At 46.7% G+C, this 20,022-nt stretch carries 21 protein-coding genes and 1 pseudogene; 15 read left to right on the top strand and 7 right to left on the bottom strand.

Annotated features, from left to right (window positions below; translation table 11 throughout):
* The first annotated feature begins 97 nt into the window (after window positions 1-97).
* Complete coding sequence (gene yycI, locus P364_RS0107670; protein ID WP_024629558.1) at window positions 98-841, top strand: two-component system regulatory protein YycI; 744 nt, start codon at window positions 98-100, stop codon at window positions 839-841.
* Window positions 842-847: 6 nt separating this feature from the next.
* A complete protein-coding gene (locus P364_RS0107675; protein ID WP_024629559.1) occupies window positions 848-1,654 on the top strand; it encodes an MBL fold metallo-hydrolase in 807 nt (268 codons plus the stop codon).
* On the opposite strand, the gene P364_RS0107680 is transcribed toward P364_RS0107675, so the two are convergent.
* Window positions 1,623-1,835, bottom strand: a complete 213-nt coding sequence (locus P364_RS0107680) for a hypothetical protein (protein ID WP_024629560.1) — start codon at window positions 1,833-1,835, stop codon at window positions 1,623-1,625. The genes P364_RS0107675 and P364_RS0107680 overlap by 32 nt on opposite strands.
* 734 nt (window positions 1,836-2,569) lie before the next feature.
* Here P364_RS0107680 and P364_RS0107685 point away from each other — a divergent pair.
* The 5 genes from P364_RS0107685 to P364_RS0107705 all read left to right on the top strand — a co-directional run bounded on the left by P364_RS0107685 (window position 2,570) and on the right by P364_RS0107705 (window position 6,823).
* A complete protein-coding gene (locus tag P364_RS0107685) occupies window positions 2,570-3,847 on the top strand; it encodes a S1C family serine protease (protein ID WP_024629561.1) in 1,278 nt (425 codons plus the stop codon).
* Window positions 3,848-4,149: 302 nt separating this feature from the next.
* A complete protein-coding gene (locus tag P364_RS38115) occupies window positions 4,150-4,671 on the top strand; it encodes a hypothetical protein (RefSeq protein WP_024629562.1) in 522 nt (173 codons plus the stop codon).
* A gap of 320 nt (window positions 4,672-4,991) precedes the next feature.
* Window positions 4,992-5,159, top strand: a complete 168-nt coding sequence (locus tag P364_RS36575) for a CxxH/CxxC protein (protein ID WP_063870633.1) — start codon at window positions 4,992-4,994, stop codon at window positions 5,157-5,159.
* Window positions 5,160-5,455: 296 nt separating this feature from the next.
* Window positions 5,456-5,935, top strand: a complete 480-nt coding sequence (gene rlmH, locus P364_RS0107700; RefSeq protein ID WP_024629563.1) for a 23S rRNA (pseudouridine(1915)-N(3))-methyltransferase RlmH — start codon at window positions 5,456-5,458, stop codon at window positions 5,933-5,935.
* 414 nt (window positions 5,936-6,349) lie between these two features.
* Window positions 6,350-6,823: a hypothetical protein gene (locus tag P364_RS0107705; RefSeq protein ID WP_024629564.1), complete on the top strand. Its 474-nt coding sequence runs from the start codon at window positions 6,350-6,352 to the stop codon at window positions 6,821-6,823.
* Between the two features lie 257 nt (window positions 6,824-7,080).
* Here P364_RS0107705 and P364_RS0107710 read toward each other — a convergent pair whose 3' ends face one another.
* Together P364_RS0107710 and P364_RS0107720 are read right to left on the bottom strand one after the other, a co-directional pair.
* Complete coding sequence (locus P364_RS0107710; RefSeq protein ID WP_081717932.1) at window positions 7,081-7,644, bottom strand: HNH endonuclease; 564 nt, start codon at window positions 7,642-7,644, stop codon at window positions 7,081-7,083.
* 296 nt (window positions 7,645-7,940) lie between these two features.
* Window positions 7,941-8,393: a HEAT repeat domain-containing protein gene (locus P364_RS0107720; RefSeq protein ID WP_024629566.1), complete on the bottom strand. Its 453-nt coding sequence runs from the start codon at window positions 8,391-8,393 to the stop codon at window positions 7,941-7,943.
* A 393-nt stretch (window positions 8,394-8,786) separates the two neighbouring features.
* Here P364_RS0107720 and pyrH point away from each other — a divergent pair, with 393 nt between their 5' ends.
* The 8 genes from pyrH (at window position 8,787) to P364_RS0107760 (ending at window position 16,066) form a co-directional block, all read left to right on the top strand.
* Complete coding sequence (gene pyrH, locus P364_RS0107725; RefSeq protein ID WP_024629567.1) at window positions 8,787-9,524, top strand: UMP kinase; 738 nt, start codon at window positions 8,787-8,789, stop codon at window positions 9,522-9,524.
* 296 nt (window positions 9,525-9,820) lie between these two features.
* A complete protein-coding gene (locus P364_RS0107730) occupies window positions 9,821-10,396 on the top strand; it encodes a TetR/AcrR family transcriptional regulator (RefSeq protein WP_024629568.1) in 576 nt (191 codons plus the stop codon).
* A gap of 428 nt (window positions 10,397-10,824) precedes the next feature.
* Window positions 10,825-11,676: an SDR family oxidoreductase gene (locus P364_RS0107735; protein ID WP_024629569.1), complete on the top strand. Its 852-nt coding sequence runs from the start codon at window positions 10,825-10,827 to the stop codon at window positions 11,674-11,676.
* A 53-nt stretch (window positions 11,677-11,729) separates the two neighbouring features.
* A complete protein-coding gene (locus P364_RS0107740) occupies window positions 11,730-12,821 on the top strand; it encodes an FAD-dependent monooxygenase (protein ID WP_024629570.1) in 1,092 nt (363 codons plus the stop codon).
* Window positions 12,822-12,939: 118 nt separating this feature from the next.
* Window positions 12,940-13,263 carry a putative quinol monooxygenase gene (locus P364_RS0107745; RefSeq protein WP_024629571.1) on the top strand — a complete coding sequence of 108 codons (324 nt, stop codon included), beginning with the start codon at window positions 12,940-12,942 and terminating at the stop codon, window positions 13,261-13,263.
* A gap of 95 nt (window positions 13,264-13,358) precedes the next feature.
* The gene (csaA, locus tag P364_RS0107750; protein WP_024629572.1) at window positions 13,359-13,691 is read left to right on the top strand and encodes a chaperone CsaA; all 333 of its coding nucleotides are present in this window, start codon (window positions 13,359-13,361) and stop codon (window positions 13,689-13,691) included.
* Between the two features lie 316 nt (window positions 13,692-14,007).
* On the top strand, window positions 14,008-15,147 hold the full coding sequence (locus P364_RS0107755; RefSeq protein ID WP_024629573.1) for a zinc-dependent alcohol dehydrogenase: 1,140 nt from the start codon (window positions 14,008-14,010) through the stop codon (window positions 15,145-15,147).
* Between the two features lie 136 nt (window positions 15,148-15,283).
* A complete protein-coding gene (locus P364_RS0107760; RefSeq protein ID WP_024629574.1) occupies window positions 15,284-16,066 on the top strand; it encodes an SDR family NAD(P)-dependent oxidoreductase in 783 nt (260 codons plus the stop codon).
* 197 nt (window positions 16,067-16,263) lie between these two features.
* Here P364_RS0107760 and P364_RS0107765 read toward each other — a convergent pair whose 3' ends face one another.
* The 4 genes and pseudogenes from P364_RS0107765 to P364_RS0107780 form a co-directional block, all read right to left on the bottom strand.
* Window positions 16,264-17,292, bottom strand: coding sequence for a zinc-binding alcohol dehydrogenase family protein (locus P364_RS0107765; RefSeq protein ID WP_024629575.1), 1,029 nt, complete (start codon window positions 17,290-17,292; stop codon window positions 16,264-16,266).
* Between the two features lie 184 nt (window positions 17,293-17,476).
* Window positions 17,477-17,593, bottom strand: a pseudogene (locus tag P364_RS36780) (SDR family NAD(P)-dependent oxidoreductase); the annotation flags it as partial.
* Between the two features lie 183 nt (window positions 17,594-17,776).
* Entirely contained in the window at window positions 17,777-18,898 is a 1,122-nt protein-coding gene (locus P364_RS0107775) for an NADH-dependent flavin oxidoreductase (protein WP_024629576.1), read from the bottom strand.
* A gap of 74 nt (window positions 18,899-18,972) precedes the next feature.
* Entirely contained in the window at window positions 18,973-19,998 is a 1,026-nt protein-coding gene (locus tag P364_RS0107780) for an LLM class flavin-dependent oxidoreductase (protein WP_024629577.1), read from the bottom strand.
* Between the last annotated feature and the right edge of the window lie 24 nt (window positions 19,999-20,022).

Raw genomic sequence — 20,022 nt, forward strand, 5'->3', positions numbered from 1 at the left:
AAGAAATCTGGGGATAACAGCGATCGGAAGGTTGTTCTGACTGCGGAGTGAAAAGTGTGATAATAGTCGTTTTTATCAAATGGAGGAGGTGGATGTTTTGGATTGGGGACGGGCGAAAAATGTATTGATCTATGCCTTCCTGCTGCTCAATCTGGTGCTGGGATACCAGATCTGGATGGATGCGCGGGAGACGGCCGGAGCCAATCTGGACTTCACCTCGCTGGCAGATAATACACAGCAGGCGATGGAGGAAAAGGGCATTCAGGTATTGGCTCCTATTCCAAATGAAACGCCGAAGCTGCCGAAGCTGTCGTATGAGTTTATTGAAGATAACAAGGCAGGCATTGAGGTTGGACTGGAAAAACCTGTAGACAGCAAGCTGATCTTCTCGCAAAGCGAGCTGGAGGATGCACTGCAGGACGAAATTCCCCAGATCGGTACGTATCGATGGGATCAGCTGATGGCAGAGGATGGGGCATTTGTGCTTCATCCGTTGGTGGATGGCAAATGGCCGCTCTTCAATGTCAGTCTGGAGCTATTCTACAGCGACCAGAAAATTACGGGTTACCGTCAGACTCCGGTGCGGATTACGACAGCGGAGGAGAGCGATCAGCAGGTGCTTCCGGCGTCGAAGGCGCTGGGTACGCTGATCGAGAACTTTTTGCCGAATGATGCGATTGTCAAAGATATTCAGCTGGGCTATTATGGCCAGTTGTTCAATTCAGATATGCAGGTAGCGATGCCGGCATGGCGGTTCGTGCTGGAAAGTGGCGAAGTGTTGTATGTGCAGGGCATCAGTGGGGATGTATTCAGTCCCAAGACAGACAAACCAGGGGAGTAATGCGTTATGGGGATTTATTTTACCGTGTTATCCAGCGGTTCGACAGGTAATGCCACGGTCATACAGCATGGGGGCACCTCTCTCATGATTGATGCGGGTCTTAGTGCGAAGCGATTGGATGCACTGTTTCAGGAAAGGGAGATTTCTGGGGCAGAACTGGACGGGATTCTGGTTACACATGAACATTCCGATCACATTAAAGGACTAGGCGCGATGTCTCGGAAATATAATTTACCAATCTATGCAAATACGAGTACGTGGGCGGCACTGGAGAAGTCCGTTGGGGCGATTCCAGAGGAAAACCGGAGGGTATTTGAGACGGGTGAAAAGCATGATTTTGGCTCCCTGCGCGTGGAATCCTTTGGCATCTCCCATGATGCTGCGGAACCGGTAGGGTACACGTTCGATGATGGCAGTGAGAAGCTGTCCGTTGCGACGGATCTCGGGTATATGAGTGACAAGGTTCGCGATGCGATCTCGGATTCGGATGTTCTCGTGCTGGAGGCGAATCATGATGTCGAATTGCTGCGTATGGGGCGGTATCCATGGAACACCAAGCGCCGCATTCTGAGCGACATCGGCCATTTGTCGAACGAAGCGGCGGGAGCTGCACTGAGTGAATTGATGAACGGACGCATCAAGCGCACGTATCTGGCACATTTGAGTCGGGATCATAATATGATGGATTTGGCGAAAATGACCGTGCGTGATGCGATGGAGAGCCGTGGATGCTTTTATCGGGATCATGAGTTCAAGCTCTGTGATACGTATTACGACCGGCCTACGCCATGGGATAGGGTGGGTGAGCCATAAAGCTGTCGAGTTCGGTGGCTTTGCGCTCCACTTCCTCACGAGTCAGAATGCCTTTGTCGATGAGCAGTTCAATAATCGTGCTTAGAGCAAGGGTGTTGCGGTAGTGTTCTTCCTTGAGATCGGCCAGCTTGGCCGCCATATGAACTTCATCCATGGGTGTGAGTGTACGCGTGCGATCCATAGTGTGAATCCTCCTTCTATGAAGCTTCGAATTGTTTTTTACTATTATTGTAGTCAGGCTGAGTGGAAAACATTCCTCTTTTTGCCGCTATAATTACACGTAAGGGACGTGTATGCTGAACCAGGGGCCGCATTTTGCTTGAGAAGATGAAAAAGTTCACGGAAATAGGCCAAATTGCGCTTAGCGAACCGGATTTTGTGGTGATAGATACTAGAGACCTTTATTGTTAAGCGCGTTATAGCGGAAATTTCCGTTAATCTTCGTAATTATGCAACTTTTTGGGATTTGACGTGTTTAGTATATAGGGAGCTTTATAAAAAGAGGCTGATTTGCGCGCAAAAAAACATGTCGTAGAATGCGAGAGCATTTCTGATAGAGTCACAGACAGGATGAGATGTTCGTTCTGTTGTACATAGACGCTTCATTTCGAGTTAGCAGGGATGGCAGCGATATGCAAAACGATTTTTTATGCAGGAACGCATGGAAGAATGAGTTGGTATTTACGGTACACGCGTAACGGAGGACACAGAACGAAGCTGGAGAAGCGAAGCGTTCGCCTTTATCCCCAGAGTTCATCCTATGGAAAGGGATCGAGGAAATCCGGGGATAACAGCGATCGGAAGCTCGGCTGTGGCCGGAGTGGGGTAACGTAAGGACACAGTCGTTGGCCATGCGACAACGATTAGGCGGCAGTCAGGGTCTTGATGCGTGACAACGAAGGGGAGAGGATCACGATGGGATTGTTTGGAGACGATTTTTATTCAACCAAAGTATCAAGACGCGCCGAACCTGAACAGAAAGGTAAACTTCAGATCATTCGCCCTGGTGGCAGGGGCAGGGGACGTGACCGCTGGCAGAATCCACGCAAGTCACGCTCGGGCTTTAGTTCCACGGTCAAGGTAGCCGTGATCAGTTCGGTAGTTAGCTCCATCGTGACCGTTACGCTGTTCAGCTTCATCATGCAGCCCTCAGTGTTACCTCTGGCGAACGCTGCAGGGAACGGCGGAGGAGGTACACAGACAGCGCAGGCTGCAGATCCGTACGATCGGATTATTCAAGCAGCGGCGAAGGTTCGACCTTCCGTGGTGAGCATCGTGAACCATAAAACGGGCAGCAGTCTGTCGATGGAGGACTCCGCACTGGGGTCAGGGGTCATTTTCAAGAAGGAAGATGGCAAAGCCTACATCATGACCAACCATCACGTCGTAGAAGGTGCGAGTGATCTGGAGATTATGACGGTGGACGGGGAAACGCACAAGGCGAAGCTGGTGGGTAAAGACCGGGTGAGTGACATAGCCGTATTGTCCGTACAAGATGAAAAGGGCATCGGTCCTGCCGCAGAGCTTGGCGATTCCAGCAAACTTCAACGGGGTCAAACTGTGCTGGCGATCGGGAATCCGCTCGGCCTGGGCGGCACGCTGACATCCGGTATTGTCAGTTATACAGATCGGATCCTTCCGGTATCCATTAATCAGGACGGTGTGTACGACTGGGAACAAAACGTAATTCAGACGGATGCGGCGATTAACGAAGGCAACAGCGGCGGTGCGCTGGCCGATCTGAACGGCAAATTGGTCGGCATCAACACGATGAAGATCTCGGATACAGGCGTTGAAGGCCTCGGCTTTGCGATTCCGATGAACGAAGTGATGAAAACGGTCGATTCCCTGCTGCTGAACGGCAAAGTGTCACGTCCATATCTGGGCGTGTATACCGTCGATCTCAGCAATCCGTATGCCCCACTGGATGATGAGCAGCGCAAGGATCTGAAGCTTCCATCCCACGTAGATAGTGGTGTGGTTGTTTTGGAAGCGTCCGGTCCGGCATCTGATGCGGGCATGAAACTGAATGACGTCATTACGGAATTTGATGGGCAAAAAATTACCTCTACGCTTGATCTGCGGAAATATCTGTACGATAAGAAGAAGATCGGCGATACAATAGAGATCACCTTTTACCGGGATGGCAACGCCGAGAAGGTGTCGGTGAAGCTGACGGATAAACCGGAATAAAGAGAATGGCTTTGATGTGCTTGGCACATACAGAAATAGGATAATAAGAGAGAGTCGATCAACTCGTTGGTCAGCTCTTTTTTATTGCACCGATTCATGAGTTGATTATAAGCTAAATTCATGGGGTTAAATGGGAAGTTTTGTCGTTTCGCAATGACAGGCTAGGACCAGAGCCAAAGTCTCTGTTATAGAGGATTCCGGTTATGATACACTGTTGAGAATGTGTTGGTGATGTCGGGTTATGCGAGTAACATCTGTTTGTCGATCTGCATTCTCAGTCCGGAGTGGAAGGGGTTATTTTAATGAAACGTTTGACGAAAACCATGCTGGGGGGAACCGGTCTAGTATCTGCCCTTTTTGTTTTGTCTGCATGTACTTCCGAAGTACCCCCATCAGGGTCTGTTGATGTTAATGGTTTACAGGAGAAGATTACAGGTCTGGAGAAGAAACTTGCGGACCAGAGTGAGAAGAATAGTGAGCAGAACAAGAAGATCGCCGAACTTGAGAAAAAGTTGGAGGAACTGAATACTACCGTGATTGCGGTAAATGAGGCTGGTGGCAAAGCGCCTGCTTCCCCAGGAAGCAACGGATCGGCCGGGAAGGGCGATGGGGTGCTGATTACATTTGCCCAGTATGAAAAGCTTGAGGTTGGCATGTCGGTTGAGGAAGTTATCGAGATCCTTGGCGGAGAAGGTGAGGCATTGAGCGAAGCAGAAAATATGGTGGTCTATAACTATAAGGGCACCGGAAGCACGGGAGCCAATGCAGTCATCGCCATCCAGGGAGGCAAGCTGTTAACGAAGGCTCAGTTGGGGCTGGAGTAAGATTGATATTCGTGAGGATGGAATCGAATTAGGTAGATTTCGTATGTGCAGTAATCTGAATAGATGCAAATGAACGGAATAGGTAGGCTCGGAAATTAGTGAAGTGTTACTTTGGGATCCCCTCGGGGTGTCGAGAAGTGACGCTTTTTTGGGTTGGATTTTGCTGAAATGAGAGGATTGGTTGAAGTTGGACACGATAAATGGGGACTAGGGGTTTCTTTTCCGCGGCAGGTGTGATAGAACTGAGAAGTGGCTATCCTGTATGGATAAGCGGTTGTGAATCGGGAGCATAGCTGGATACAGAAAGGATGCTTGAACGGATGTACGTTGTATGCAAAGAACACGTGGACATCGCCATCGACATGTTTGTTGATGAGTATGAGGACGCTCCAGATATCGTTGATCTGAAGGAGACGGAATTTGCCGATTGGGACCCGCCTGCGAAGTGCGCCGAGTGCGAACAAAAGGCCGAGTATCTGGTCGTCTAGCGTACTGTGTAGGCATCCGCAGTTGGTGCGTCTGTCATGGATGCACTCGCTCGCCTGCCATCCGGTATGAACATCACAGGTAAGGAGCAAAGAGAGCGTGTCGGAGCGCTCTTTTTGTGTTTTTGGCGTGTTTTGGCTGTAATTGCGTGTCTCGGATTCTTTAGATTTTAAAGGAGCCGAAATGGGGCTAGCTAAGGTGTGTGGAGTTCGTTAGCTTTATTTATTGGAACAAACGATGCGTTGACGCATCTTACTTATAGATTATTTCGCAGGACGATTAGGAGGAATGGATCTTCATGTTGATTCAGATTATTGGCGTAGGCAAACTGAAGGAAAAATATTTGACGCTGGGCATTCAGGAATATGCCAAGCGCCTCGCCCCGTACATCAAGTTTCAGATGATCGAGGTCGCAGACGAAAAGGCGCCCGACACTCTGAGCGAAGCCGAGGTGCGGGTGGTGAAGGAGCGCGAGGGCGAACGCATTCTCGCGCATGTGAAGAGCGAGGCGCATATGGTCGCGCTCGCGTTGGATGGCCAGCTCTGGAGTTCCGAGGAGCTGGCTGTGGAAATCGACAAGCTCGGCACCTATGGGACGAGCCATGTCGTATTTGTCATCGGAGGAAGCCATGGGCTCTCCGATGAGGTGCTGCGCCGCGCGAAGCAGCGCTTGAGCTTCGGGCGCATGACCCTGCCGCATCAGCTCATGCGGCTGGTGCTGGTGGAGCAGATTTATCGGGCGGTGAAGATCAATCGGAATGAACCGTATCACAAATAGGGCGAAAAATTCTAAGCAGCCACTCGTTCCCAATACTCATTTTTCAGCTTATTATTTTCACTGTGCCAGTCATAAAGGAACATATTATTTGATGACCACCGAAAAATGAAGTATATCGAAGAAAAACCATGTTTGGCTTGTTAGCCAAAACACGGTTTTTTTCATTGTTCCACGGAACGCTAATCGGCTGTCACAGTCAAATTCGGCTGGATTTGGAGATATGGAAGCCAGACTTATTCACAAACCTACTATATTTTGTTCATATGTCCGGCTATCGTAAGTATTTTTATTAATCATAATTCTTATAAAAATGTTTTATTTTGTTATTATATGTACTATAATACTTATGTACTACTATTCTATTTTCCGAAAATAATTCGGTATAGTTTAGAAAAAAACTAAGAGGTACAATTTATGAAACATAAAAAGGCATTATCTGTATTACTTTTAGGAGCAGCATTAAGTATAAGTGCAAGTAGTGTTTTTGCCAGCGATCATTCCACTCCTATTACTGTTTCTAGTGAATCAATTACTTCTAATGGTAGTTATATTGACGAATTTCAAAAAAATCAACCAAGAATAAACAATTTAGTTATTAGTGATGCTGGAGTTTCAATGAGCAATGGTACATATGAAAGAACTTGGAATCAACCAGCAGCATGGAGTTATTATAGATTCTCTGTTAAAAATACTACAGCGACATCAGTAACTGTTACTATTCAAGAGCATGGTAACAGTAAAAGTCATACTTTAGCTGCTAATTCAAGTAACACATGGAATGCAGCAGGTGTTCCTGCTGGTGATCATACAATATCTGTAACAACATCTGATGGAAGAAAATTTATAGGGGATGTTGCGGTAACAATATCCAATTCTTTTCCTTTTTAAAGTAAAATAAAAATCAGTATATAAGTCAGACCTCTAAAACAATGTTTTAGAGGTTTTTTTACTGGATTTCTTAAAATTGAAAAGAACATTGAAATCTCCCTTTCCTGCACCACTACAGGAGCTATGCCCCCAACCAATAAAAGTACACGGCATGAAGTAGAGTAAGTATCCAGCGCCTTGTCATGTCACTATGACAGGTTTCCAAATACTCCTCCCCGAACCGTACGTACACGTCTCCGCGTTTACGGCTCCATTTTTCAATCTAGCTTCCCGTTGTGTAAATCCAGATGGGAGCTTCTGCAAAGAGCGAGGGTTTTCCGCTTACGCTCAATCATTCGCTTTTCCCATCTTTTCTTTCCCTTCAAATCCTTGAGCTTTCTTACGTGATGCATTTGAAGGGACACGCCCTCCATTTCACACCATTCACATTTGCTGGATAGAAGGCGGTCATCGAGTTTTGTCCGATTATAGATATAATTCCTTTTGTAATCTGCAAGGAGATCCACTTTCGAATCGGACTCCTCCGATTGCCCCTTTTTAAAACCTGCACTATAGAAGAAGGCAACTTTCGACCCTTTTTTTGTGTCGTATCTGACTCCAAAATGACCGTTAATTCTAAACTCAGCGTTGATTTTCCTAACGCTAGTTTTATACTTATTGGCGAACGTCTTGTACATGCTGTATTCCATAATGTGCTTGAAGCTATCCAGCTTGTAATAGTTGTATATGCCTCTAAATTCGGCATTGTAAGCCAGTAGTATTTCTAGGTCATCATTTTGTAAGTCCTCAATGAATGGATTTCTGAGAGATGGAACTTGAATTCATTCAAATTGATTCAGAGAAAATGTTGCTGTGGAATTACTTCAAAAGCATTAATGATGACACTAATGTTGAAATGTTACTGCATTCATACTTCAAAGTGCTAAAGAGTGAGATGAAATCTGGTGACAATCAAAATAATAAGAAATAAAGAAGCCACTCCATTTTTCTGGAGTGGCTTTGTACTCGGCTATTATACGGTGAACGGTATAATAGCGATCGTGATAAAGCAAAGGGTCGAGTGTTAAATCAGCCGTATGGAGACTGTGCAAAGACTACATTGTAGCTTGAACGGCGGCTATTTTCTACCTAGTGTCTCCCAAATTCCATGGAGCCAGGAGTCGAACTCAGCATCTTTGTTGCCCTCGTAAGTATCATAAATATCGAGACGTGTCTTTTGCAATTTTTCCTTAAATTGCTCAAATGTGTGACCTTCAGGAAGGCTTTTTTTAATCCGTAGCAAAATTTTGTTAAGACCTTTAAACAGCTCACCTTTGTTTTTGGCAGGCATTTGTACATCTTCATCCAACTGCTTGAGCTTGAGATATGCGGCTTCGCGCACTTGAAACACTTGATCATTTTTCAAAACATAATGTAGCAACTGTATGGTAGGGACTGTATCCCAGTTTCCCAATTCGTTCACCGCATTCAGTCTGTCTCTCCAGCTTGCCGACCGATTAGCCGCTCGTTTGAGCTCTTCAAAGTTTTCCGGTAGTTCGTTAACTGTTCCAATATCATGGTTGTTCGTCAAAGTTCAATCTCCTTAATCATCGCCATCTCGGCAGAATGATGAATGTTAATCAGGTGAACACCATTATAGCACGAACCTGGCTAAACTACTTCATTAAAGCCGATTGGTTAGCTTAAAAATCACATTGACCAATTTATGTTAGGCCGCTTGTTTTTGTATGTTAATCACAAGGGTGGCTTCTTTTTCATCAATAATAGGCTGTAGGTTACGGTAATTGCAATTTACCTTCACGTAATGTAAAATTACGTGATGGAAAAAACATGAAGGAGTGGGAGTATGAGGTGGAAACGAAAGACTTACATTCAGTCGACTTGCGTAATTTCATATTTCCATTCCATTAGGACACTAAAGCATTTATTGCTTTAGTGTTTTTATTTTATGGGGGTGTAATAATTGTCAAGGTACAAAAGGATTCTCGTTAAGCTAAGTGGTGGAGCAGTAGCAGGAAACTCTGAATTTGGTTTTGAGCCAGAAAGGTTAGACCATATTGCGGATGAAATTATGTCAGTAGTAAACTTAGGCGTTGAAGTATCGTTAGTTATAGGTGGGGGTAACATTTTCAGAGGTAATATGGCGGAAAGCTGGGGGATAGAAAGGGCAGAAGCTGATAACATTGGGACGCTTGCGACTGTAGTAAATAGTTTAATGCTTCGTGGAGTTCTTAAAGCCAAGACCAAAAAGGAAGTACGAGTAATGACGGCAATACCTATTACTTCAGTTGCAGAACCATACATCCGTCTAAGAGCAATCCACCATCTAGAAAAAGGCTATATTGTAATTTTTGCAGGGGGGAACGGTCAACCTTACGTTACAACAGACTATCCTTCAGTACAAAGAGCCATCGAGGTTAATTGTGACGCTTTATTAGTTGCAAAGCAAGGTGTTGATGGTGTTCTTAATGCAGACCCTAAATTTGATAAAGATGCAAGGAAATTTCGTTCGCTTCATTACAACGACGTTTTAAAACACAACTTAAAGGTAATGGACCAATCAGCTTTCATTTTAGCAAGAGACTACAATCTGCCAATGCATTTGTTTAACTTCGATAAACCAGGCTCGATGAAAGAAATTTGTGAAGGTAAGAATAACGGTACGATAATTAGTGGCGAATCAGTTTTAGAGTTGGAATGAAATATGTTAGAAATACTACTGATATGTATATCTTGTGGTCAAACTGTACTTTGTGCTTAGATACATCACGGGGAACCGTATCATAAATAGGGCGAACAATTTTATTGCGATTTCACTAATAGGTTTGGCTCTGCCCAACTTAAAATATCCACGACAGTAGCTTCATCTCTTCTGTACAATGAGGAAGTTAATCTGAAAGAAAAAAGCTCAGTACCTTTTTTGGCTACAGGGATAATGGTCACAGGCATACAACCTTCGTCATGGACATACGCATATAGCACTGCTATAATGGACGTATGAACACATATGACAAAATATTGGCAGCAGCTCTTAAGGTACTCGAAGAGGAGGGTGGAGCCCAATTTACGACGCGAGCCGTAACTGCGATCGCGCAAGTAACGGCTCCTACACTCTACCACCATTTCGGCAATGCCGATGGACTCCTGAGTGCAGCTATAGTGGAAGCGTTCAAACAGTTATTTGAAAGCAAGATTGCCGCAGTGGAGTCCATCATTCCAGAGATGGCTCTTCGTCAAGGATGGGATGACTATGTCCGCTTCGCGGCAGCCCGTCCTCGGATTTATGCGGCGATGATGGGGCGGTTGCTCGAGGGCGCCCATATCGAGGCGGCAGATCATTCGTACCAAGCACTAGTGCAAAATGTTCAGAGAGTCGCTGCCGAAGGCAAATTGGCTGTGTCAGCCGAAGCTGCGGCAGATCTGGTCTGGGCTTCCGCCAATACGGCCTCTTGGCTGTACGTGACGGCTCAGATTCGTAAAGCCCCCCCACCCCAATCCGACGTCGTTGATCTCATTCGGGAAAGCGTAATGCAGATCATTTTGATCCAAAGGCCGGACGCCGATTCAAAATGAGGGATTCGATGACAGAGCCTGGAGACTTTAGGCAAAGCCCTAATTTAAGAGACGTATAAGAAAGATCGCCTATCCAACCTGGACCTCCAGGAGGATGGCGATCTTTTTTATGTTTGGAGGATGCGAGCATTAGTTTTCTTGGATTTGTGCCAAGTATTTGGAGAACTGTGGCAGTCTTGGCACGAAGAGGCTGACCCCCATTTCCATAAGTTCAACGCAACGATAAATCTCAACCCCTCCCGCCATGGTACTTCGTGAGCGCCGAGTGCATCACGCAACGCCCGCCAAAACGATGTTCGGGCCACAGGACAACACTTTGAAAAAAAATGTATAGCACTGCTATAGACAGCTATATATAGCGGTGCTACAATAACCGTATAGCAGTGCTATACCGTGATCCATATCTTATCAAACCTAGGAGGGTTACTATGTCATTCAAAACTCAAGAACTGGTCATAGTCACAGGTACGTCCAGCGGCATCGGTAGGGCTACCGCGGAGCAGCTGGCCGCTGCAGGATTTCACGTTTTGGCGGGGGTTCGCCGTCAGGAAGATGCCGACAAAATTAAACAAAAAAATATCGAACCGGTGATTCTCGATGTTACCAATATCGACACACTAAAGGCGCTGGCCGAACGGGTGGAGAAAGATCCGCTTGGTCGCCCTTTGCGGGCAGTGGTCAACAATGCCGGCATCGCCGTTAATGCACCTCTTGAGATGGTTCCGCTCGATGAATTTCGCCGCCAGATCGAAGTCAGCGTGATCGGACAGGTCGCGGTTATTCAGGCGCTCACACCGGCCTTGCTGAACAGCGGCGGACGCGTAGTTAATATTGGTTCGCTTGGCGGCAAGGTCTCCATGCCTGGTTTCGGGATATATTCGGCAGCAAAGTTTGCCATGGAAGCAATCAATGACAGTCTCCGGAGGGAGATGTCTTCGTTTGGCCTCAAGGTGATCATGATCACTCCGGGTGGTGTCAGCACTGGTCTGTCGGAGCAAGGGATTACGACAGCGGAGCGGCTGGCCAAGTTGATGACGCCGGACCAGCACCGTCGCCATGATCGTCTTTTTGACGCCGTGAAGGCTCAAGCTGAAACGTGGGCAAAGGACGGTATACGCCCCGAGAAAGTGGCAGCAGTGGTTTCACGAGCAATCCACGTAAGTAAGCCGCGCACCCGCTATACGGTCGGTCGCGATTCGGCACTGCTGACCCGACTGGTCCGTATTCTCCCAGACAAACTCCTCGATCGGATGCTCCGCAGCCAGATGAAACTGCAGTAACGGGCAGTTTCACGAATCCTCTTGGACAGAAAGCTAAAATGGGGGAATGAAATATGCCACAAAACAAGTTTGAACATGCCATTATTGTAGGTGGATCTTTAGGTGGTCTAATGATGGGGCTTGCGTTATCTCGTTCTGGTTATACAGTTACCATTCTTGAACGTGCAGATTCATCATTAAGAAATGGTGCTTTTATTCGTTTACAAACAAAGCCTTATCGTAATAGTGAGATTGAACGAGAATTAAGACACTTGGCATCCAATGGTAACAACAATGTTGAAGCCTGGTCAGCCATTCAAGAACGTTTGCGCAATGCGGTCGCTAAAGAACCTGGTATTACCCTTCAGCACCATACACGAATTGTTAGTATTGGGCAAAATGAATCATCTGCTTGGGCTACCAGTGAAAAGGAGCAGACGTTTAAAGGTGACTTTTTGATTGGCGCAGATGGATATCGCAGTATTGTCCGCCGTTATTTAAGCCCTGACAGACCATTTGCAGATTATGCTGGCTATCTGGTTTGGGTAGGGAAGGTGGACGAAGAACTGCTGCCAAAGAAAGACTGGAAAAAACGGCAACTTTCGAGTGCTTATTTTAACAATAGTGCTGCCGGTACATTGACAACTGCGGTGATGCCAGGGGTAGAGGGGGGGACCAATCCTGGCCAGCGATGGATAGGCTTTTGCTGGTTTGATCATTCGCATAATCAATTGCTGTCTGAATTAGGCGTGTTAAAGGACGGGATTGCCCAGCATTCCTTATACGGTGAAGCTATTCCGGATTCGCTACTGGAAGAACTATCACAAACCAGCCAAGCCAATTGGAGCAAAGAAGATGATGCAATTCTGCAAATCGCGATTAAGGATCGCAGTTTAATCGGGGCACCTGTTAATGAATACATCCCTAATATATTGTCAAAAGGAAGAATAGCCATGATCGGCGACGCAGCTCATACCATGTCGCCAATGACTGGCGCAGGCTTTAATGACTCACTTGACGATACGGTTGCCATTATGGACTCCATTAAACGGTATCCGAATTCGATAACAAAAGCTTTGGGTGAATACCAAACACGTCGTTTAGATGTGGTTCGTCAAGATGTTCTTGCGGGCCAAGGCTTTAATCGTTCTTTTGGACGATTATAACAGCATTAAACTAAGCCATTGATACACTGGCATTTCAAGCATAAACGGGGAATTCCCCCATTTGAGAAAACGGTAAAGTAAAAAAATACGAAGTATTTATAAATTAGGAGGAATTAGCATGAACGATACAAAGAACCGTTACGTTACTGTACTCTGGGAGGCGAGAGCTAAGGCAGGGAGAGAAGCCGAGATGAAGGCATTCATGACGGCTGCTGTCACCCCGTCGCGCAACGACCTGGGCAACATTGACTACGAGGCTCACGAGGTAGAAGGCCAGCCTGGCACATTCATCATCTACGAACGCTGGGAAAACCAGGATGCTCTCGATCGGCACCTGAACGCCCCCCGGATGCAGGAACTGGTACCCCAGCTCTTAGAATTGATGGAGGGATCCATTGAGGAAGGGATTCGACTCCTGAAGCCGTTTCGCCCAGCGCAGTAAAATGCAACACCGAGCGGAACTCATTATGTTCTGTCCGGAAAGCGTGAGAGATATTTTCGTGAGCGGTTAAAGACTTTAGTGGAGGAGGTAAAACATTGGCAACGATCGATGATTTTGCAGCACTAGATATCCGTGTTGGAACGATTAAGGAAGCGGAGTTTTTTGAAGAAGCAAAAGTCCCTGCGATAAAGCTTAAGATTGATTTTGGACCGGAGATCGGGATGAAATCCTCAAGTGCACAAATAACTAAGCGTTACAAGGTTGATGAAATTGTAGGAAAACAAATTATAGGAATCGTCAATTTTCCTCCTCGGCGCATTGCGGGATTCAAATCGGAAGTATTAGTTTTGGGAGGAGTCCCGGAAAAAGGAGATGTTATTCTATTAAAGCCGGATACTGAAATACCTAATGGTACTCCTATTGCGTAAAAATAAGACTCTAAAAGCGGCTCAACCTTAAAATCAGTGCCCAAGCTTTTGTTTGGACTTGTTCGCTCATCTCCGGCATAGGATTTCCTTTCAAAGGGCAGGGAGATGGCGTACGGTTCGCATCCCATTTGTTCCTTTGCGATTTTGCCGATAAGCGACCGGAACGGCTTCGATATGAAATTCTTCACAAACAGAATCTGGTTCACTTGTAGCTCTGGTATGTTGAGAATTTCGTTGAATGTATGAACCTCACTCTCCAATTCCATAATAGAAGCATGCATGCAAATTCAAAGCATGTCTTAACAGGAGGGTGATTATGAAGGCTGTAACTTTCAATGGCATGAAGGACATGCAAGTGAAGCAGGTCGCTGATCCGACGATTCAGAGAAAAGACGGGATTATCGTCAGGATCACCTCGACCGCCATATGCGGTTCCGATCTCCATATATACCAGGGGGCGATTCAAGCCCAAACCGGATACGTGGTCGGACATGAACCGATGGGCATCGTCGAAGATGTGGGCCCTGAGGTGACAAGGGTCAAAAAAGGGGACCGGGTCGTGCTCCCGTTCAATGTCTCGTGCGGCAGCTGTCATTACTGCCAGCATGATATGGAGAGCCAATGCGACAACTCCAACCCCAATCCCCAAGTGGATACGGGAGGTTATTTTGGGTTTACCGAACGTTACGGGAATTATCCGGGCGGACAAGCCGAATTGCTTTACGTGCCGTACGGCAATTTCATGCCGTTCGTTATTCCGGAGTCATGCGAATTGGAGGATGAAAAGCTTCTGTTCCTGTCCGACGTGCTGCCGACAGCCTATTGGAGCGTGGACAACGGCGGCGTAAAGCAGGGGGATACGGTGGTGGTGCTCGGCTGCGGCCCCGTCGGTTTGATGGCGCAAAAATTCGCCTGGATGAAAGGGGCCAAACGGGTCATCGCGATCGACAATATCCCGTACCGGCTGAACCATGCCAAAAAAATGAATAACGTCGAAATCTTCAACTTTGAAGATTTCCAAGACATGGGGCTGCATATAAAAGAAATAACACGCGGGGGTGCGGATGTCGTCATCGATTGCGTCGGAATGGACGGCAAGAAGACGCCATTGGAGGAGGAAGAGCAGAAGGCCAAGCTGGTTGGCGGAACGCTCAGCGCGATCAACATCGCGATGAATGCGGTGCGGAAATTCGGCACGATTCAGATTACGGGGGTATACGGTTCTAAATATAACCAGTTCATGTTCGGAAACATTTGGGAACGAAACGTGAAGCTGACCATGGGACAGGCGCCCGTGATCCATTACATGCCGATGCTGTATCAAAAAATCATGGCAGGCGAGTTCGATCCGACGGAGATCGTCACGCATAAAGTGCCGCTCGATCAGGCGCATAACGCGTATAACACCTTTTACAACCATGCGGACGAATGCATTAAATTCGTCTTGAAGCCTTAAATGATGGCATGAAGAAGAGGGGCTGTTCCACAGGGTATTGTACCCTGAGGGACAGCCCCATGTGTTTAGCCGATCTCCTCACATAATGGTTTATAATCAAGTGGAGAGCACTCTAACAAATTGAATGAGGTGAAGAATGGTAAAAGCATTAGAAAATGTACATGTTGTCATTACCGGTGCCTCCGACGGCTTAGGTTATGCCATGGCAGAAGCCCTTCTTGATGAAGGGGCAAAAGTAGCAGTGGCATCCCGTCCAGGGTCAAAATTAACTGAAGCCGTAAAAAAACTTGAAGAAAAGGGATATACGACTGTTTTTGAGCTTCCACTGGATGTGAGGTCAGAGGGATCGGTAGAAGATGCGGTGAAATGGGTGAAAGCGGAATGGGGTAAAATTGATGTCCTTGTCAACAATGCCGGCATCGGGATGCGAACGGTTAACCCGCGTTTTCTGACGGAGTCGCAGCCCTTTTACAAGGTGACGCCGGGAGGCTTCCGCGATCTTATCGAAACCAATCTCACCGGTTATTTTCTGGTAGCGCGAGGATTTGCCCCACTCATGATCGAACAAGGAAAAGGACGAATCATCAATATTTCCATGAATCATGAGACCATGAAAAGAAAGGGTTTTGTTCCGTACGGTCCGTCGCGCGCAGCAACAGAATCGCTGTCGGCGATCATGGCGGAGGATCTGAAGGAATCTGGAATTTCGGTCAACATGTTGCTTCCGGGCGGAGCAACGGCCACGGGGATGATTCCTGATGATCTGCGCAGGGAGATCGAGGCGGGATTCCAGCTGATGCAGCCGGAGGTTATGGCGGAGCCTATTGTCTTTTTGGCTTCACCGGAAGCGGAGGGCATCACGGGGGAACGCATTGTGGCCTCCGAATTTGAAAGTTGGTTAAAGGAAAAAAGCAAATAATAGGGAGAGGCGAATACTTCTATATCATTTTGCTCAACATCTGTGTGATTCGAACTTCCGCAGGATCGCACTTGGCAATCCGCTCTCTTTCCCCAATGACGAAGAAGGCTCTCAGGTCCTTCTTCGCTGGGTTCGAATAAACGCATCCCCTGTTTTTTTCAAGTGAATTCTAAAGTGTGTTTTCCAAGAACAGGTGTTTAAACAAAATTCTCTAGAACAACCTTGCCAATCGTCCTATTGCTCTCCAATAGCTTGTGGGCTTGGCGAAGATGCTCTGCTGAGATCGGTCCAAGTACTTCGGAGAGCGTTGTCTTCAATTTTTGATGATCCACAGCATCAGCTATCAGATTGAGCAGTAAGTGTTGCTCGATCATATCATCCGTTTCATAAAGCGAGCGCGTAAACATAAACTCCCACACGAAGGTGGCGCTTTTTTGCTTAAGCAATTTGAGGTTGAGCGGAGAGGTAGGATCATCAATTGCGCAAACGACTCCTTGGGGAGAAACGGCTTCACTTATGCCGGCCCAGTGTTTTTCCAAAGCGTTCAGGCAGAAAATATACGGAACGCTTGAAAACCCGATTGCTTCAAGCTGCGGAAGGAGCGGGTCATGGTGATTAATGGTATAGTCGGCGCCCATTGATTTAACCCAATCGACGGTTTCCGGGCGGGAAGCAGTCCCGATTACAATGAGCCCAGCTTGTTTTGCAAGCTGGATGGCAATGGACCCTACACCCCCAGCGGCCCCGATGATCAGCAGGGATTTTTTTTCGTTGGCGACCGGATCTTGAGAAATCGACATTCGGGTAAATAATGCTTCCCAAGCTGTGATAGAGGTTAAAGGAAGAGCTGCCGCTTCCGCGAAATTCAAGGAAGCTGGCTTGCGCCCTACAATACGTTCATCAACCAGATGGTATTCGCTGTTTCCGCCTTGTCGTGCAATGCTGCCCGCATAAAAAACTTCATCCCCCGGACGGAACAACGAGCAGTTCGGTCCCGCCTCTTCAACAATTCCTGCAACATCCCAACCTAAGATTTTTGGAACTTCTTCAACTCTGTCTTTAGGCGCACGTACCTTAGTGTCAACGGGATTGACCGATATGGCCATAACTTTGACCAAAATGTCACGGCCCGTCGCTCTTGGTTTCTCCACCACTACATCTACCAAGCTTTCTTGATTTTCAATTGGAAGGTATCGGGTTAGTCCTACCGCCTTCATTGTAGCCATGATAAACCACATCCTTTCCTTACTATTATACCCATTGTGAGGCACCACTTAAAAATTTGAGTTAATGATGCATCTCAGTATTACTACATCGGAATACAAGCTTGAGCAGGCTATTAGGTCCGGAGAGACGGTGGTGTCGGTTCGGCAACCATGAGCTGAGTATGAATCAATCTATAGGGGCACCACGGCCACAAATTATAACATTGGTGCCTTCCTTGGCAAACGCGACTGCAATTGCTTTTCCAATACCTTTACTGCCGCCTGTCACGAGTGCCGTTATATCAATTAATCCCAGGTTCACTTTAGATCCAATCCTTTCTATGAAGAAGGGAAACCACTAAGATGGTTTCCCTTTAAAATGTTCCTTCTTATTTTGTGTAGGTTATATTCTTATACTTGCTGAGCAAGGACAATTATCATCACGATTCCCATTTTTTGTTGAACAATTCAAGGAAGCAGAGATGGTATGAGATAAGTGAACTCCTTATACAATAGGAAGCCATCCAGGGAAGCTAGTATAGTACTCCCACATTTTATCAGAAATAGCTAGTTCTTTTTGATCTTTTTTAGATAATGTTGTACGGATTTTGTCTTCTTCACCGACTTGTACTTTTTGTATCCACTGAGGTTCCATTATCAATTCCCTTCCTAAAGCGATTAAAGGGACTCCTGTTTCAAAAGCTTTCATCACTTCATCGGGTGTCCGCAGCATCCCAACACCCATTACAGGAACACGATCGCCGACACGCTCATGGATCATAACAACTCGGGATGTCTGATCGTTATCATCACGGATTGATCCGTTCCAAAAGGCGCCGACAGAAATGTGGAGATAATCCAGGTCCTGGTCCGCTAACTTGTCCACTAATTGCAGCGTATCTTCCATGGTGATGCCTGGATTTTCTCTTTCTTCAGGTGACAACCGATAGCCGATGATAAAAGGTTTTGTTGCATGGTCTGAAACTGCTTTTTTAACAGCGTCAACTACAGCAAGCGGGAAGGACATACGTTTTTCCAGCGTTCCACCCCACTTGTCAGTTCTACGATTTGAGTGTGGAGAAAAGAATTGCTGGAGCAAATACGTATTGGCACCATGGATTTCAACTCCATCGTAGCCAGCTTCGATTGCTCTTCTGGTTGCTTCACCAAATGCTTTAATAATTTCTTCGATTTCGTCTGCTGTCATTTCCCGAGGTACCACGGCATCGTCCCGGTCCGCTGCTACCGCACTCGGAGCAATTGGTTGACGATCGAGCAATTCTTCAGGCGGGCACATTCTGCCACCGTGAAAAATTTGTAAAATCGCCTTTGAACCTTTTTCCTGTATAGCTGTCGCCACACGTCTTAAACTAGGAATTAGGGAATCGGAATCTGCACCAAATTCACCCGGGAATCCTTTTCCATTCCTGGTGACGTATGTGCATGCGGTGATTACCGCTCCTACACCACCGGCACGTTCTTGATAATACGCAACTTCTTCGTCTGATACTTCACCATTTTCATGTGCCGCCGTATTGGTCATGGGTGCCATTGTAATATGGTTCTTTATTTCAACTCCAGAACGGAAGGTAAATGGTTTAAAAGCAGCTTCATATTTCGGATTCATCTTTTTTTCTCCTTTTGTTTACATCAAGTTTGTTATAGGGTTTTGCTATTTAGCAACTGGATACCAGTTTTGACCTATTTCAGCTGAGTAATTTCTGCCAATAGTTCATAGGAATGGAGGCGGGCCTTATGATCGTAGACCTGGGCGATTGCCATGATTTCATCGGCTTGACTTTCATCCAGAAACTTTTCCAGCTTTTCTTTTACGGTTTGAGGACTGCCGACAATCGAAGTTCCTAACTGATTCTCAAGGGCAGCTAGTTCATAGTCTCTGGCTAAATCATTAATATTATCCACTGGCGGCTGCAAGGGCACTTCCTTCCCGCGCATCAAATTCAAGAACTGCTGCTGCAAGGTTGTAGCGAGCCGCTCAGCTTCTTGATCTGTGTCGGCCGCAATGATGTTCAGCCCTACCATTGCATGCGGCTTGTCCAGTACTTTAGATGGCTTAAACGAACTGCGGTACAGCTGGATGGCCGGCAGTGTGTTATGCGGCGAGAAATGGCTTGCAAATGCAAACGGCAGTCCAAGCTCTCCTGCCAGCTGGGCACTGTATCCGCTTGAACCCAACAGCCAAACAGGTATGTTCAATCCTTCACCCGGAATGGCTTTAACATGACGATGTCCTTGTGCCAGGGAAGGGTCAAAGTAATTCCGGAGCTCAGCCAGCTGCTCAGGGAAATCTTCTCCTGAACTTCTCAAGTCACGTCTCAATGCACGTGCGGTAAGCTGATCGGTGCCTGGTGCACGTCCCAAGCCAAGATCAATACGTCCTGGATATAAGGATTCGAGAGTGCCAAATTGCTCAGCAATAACAAGAGGCGCATGATTCGGCAGCATAATGCCGCCTGAACCTACCCGGATTTTTGATGTTCCTGCTGCAACATGGGAAATGACTACGGAAGTTGCAGAGCTGGCGATAAATGGCATATTGTGATGCTCAGCGAGCCAATATCGGTTATACCCCAGCTTTTCAGCGAGCCGGGCCAGCTCCAAAGTATTGCGAAAAGAATCAGCCGGCGTACTTCCATCTGCAATTGGAGAGAGATCCAGGACCGAGAATGGAATATCCGTAATTTGTTTGGTATCCTTTTCAGGCATATGCTCATCTTCTTTCTTTAGTAA

It is taken from the genome of Paenibacillus sp. MAEPY2, assembly GCF_000499205.1.
Taxonomy (GTDB): Bacteria; Bacillota; Bacilli; order Paenibacillales; family Paenibacillaceae; genus Paenibacillus; species Paenibacillus vandeheii.

What these genes read in the sequence shown, in the direction of transcription:
- P364_RS0107730 (WP_024629568.1), top strand. Translation starts at nt 9,821, where the DNA reads ATGAACACATATGACAAAATATTGGCAGCAGCTCTTAAGGTACTCGAA.
- P364_RS0107685 (WP_024629561.1), top strand. Translation starts at nt 2,570, where the DNA reads ATGGGATTGTTTGGAGACGATTTTTATTCAACCAAAGTATCAAGACGC.
- P364_RS0107680 (WP_024629560.1), bottom strand. Translation starts at nt 1,835, where the DNA reads ATGGATCGCACGCGTACACTCACACCCATGGATGAAGTTCATATGGCG.
- P364_RS0107780 (WP_024629577.1), bottom strand. Translation starts at nt 19,998, where the DNA reads ATGCCTGAAAAGGATACCAAACAAATTACGGATATTCCATTCTCGGTC.
- P364_RS0107775 (WP_024629576.1), bottom strand. Translation starts at nt 18,898, where the DNA reads ATGAATCCGAAATATGAAGCTGCTTTTAAACCATTTACCTTCCGTTCT.
- P364_RS0107745 (WP_024629571.1), top strand. Translation starts at nt 12,940, where the DNA reads ATGAACGATACAAAGAACCGTTACGTTACTGTACTCTGGGAGGCGAGA.
- P364_RS0107735 (WP_024629569.1), top strand. Translation starts at nt 10,825, where the DNA reads ATGTCATTCAAAACTCAAGAACTGGTCATAGTCACAGGTACGTCCAGC.
- P364_RS38115 (WP_024629562.1), top strand. Translation starts at nt 4,150, where the DNA reads ATGAAACGTTTGACGAAAACCATGCTGGGGGGAACCGGTCTAGTATCT.
- P364_RS36575 (WP_063870633.1), top strand. Translation starts at nt 4,992, where the DNA reads ATGTACGTTGTATGCAAAGAACACGTGGACATCGCCATCGACATGTTT.
- P364_RS0107760 (WP_024629574.1), top strand. Translation starts at nt 15,284, where the DNA reads ATGGTAAAAGCATTAGAAAATGTACATGTTGTCATTACCGGTGCCTCC.
- P364_RS0107705 (WP_024629564.1), top strand. Translation starts at nt 6,350, where the DNA reads ATGAAACATAAAAAGGCATTATCTGTATTACTTTTAGGAGCAGCATTA.
- P364_RS0107755 (WP_024629573.1), top strand. Translation starts at nt 14,008, where the DNA reads ATGAAGGCTGTAACTTTCAATGGCATGAAGGACATGCAAGTGAAGCAG.
- P364_RS0107675 (WP_024629559.1), top strand. Translation starts at nt 848, where the DNA reads ATGGGGATTTATTTTACCGTGTTATCCAGCGGTTCGACAGGTAATGCC.
- P364_RS0107740 (WP_024629570.1), top strand. Translation starts at nt 11,730, where the DNA reads ATGCCACAAAACAAGTTTGAACATGCCATTATTGTAGGTGGATCTTTA.
- P364_RS0107765 (WP_024629575.1), bottom strand. Translation starts at nt 17,292, where the DNA reads ATGGCTACAATGAAGGCGGTAGGACTAACCCGATACCTTCCAATTGAA.
- rlmH (WP_024629563.1), top strand. Translation starts at nt 5,456, where the DNA reads ATGTTGATTCAGATTATTGGCGTAGGCAAACTGAAGGAAAAATATTTG.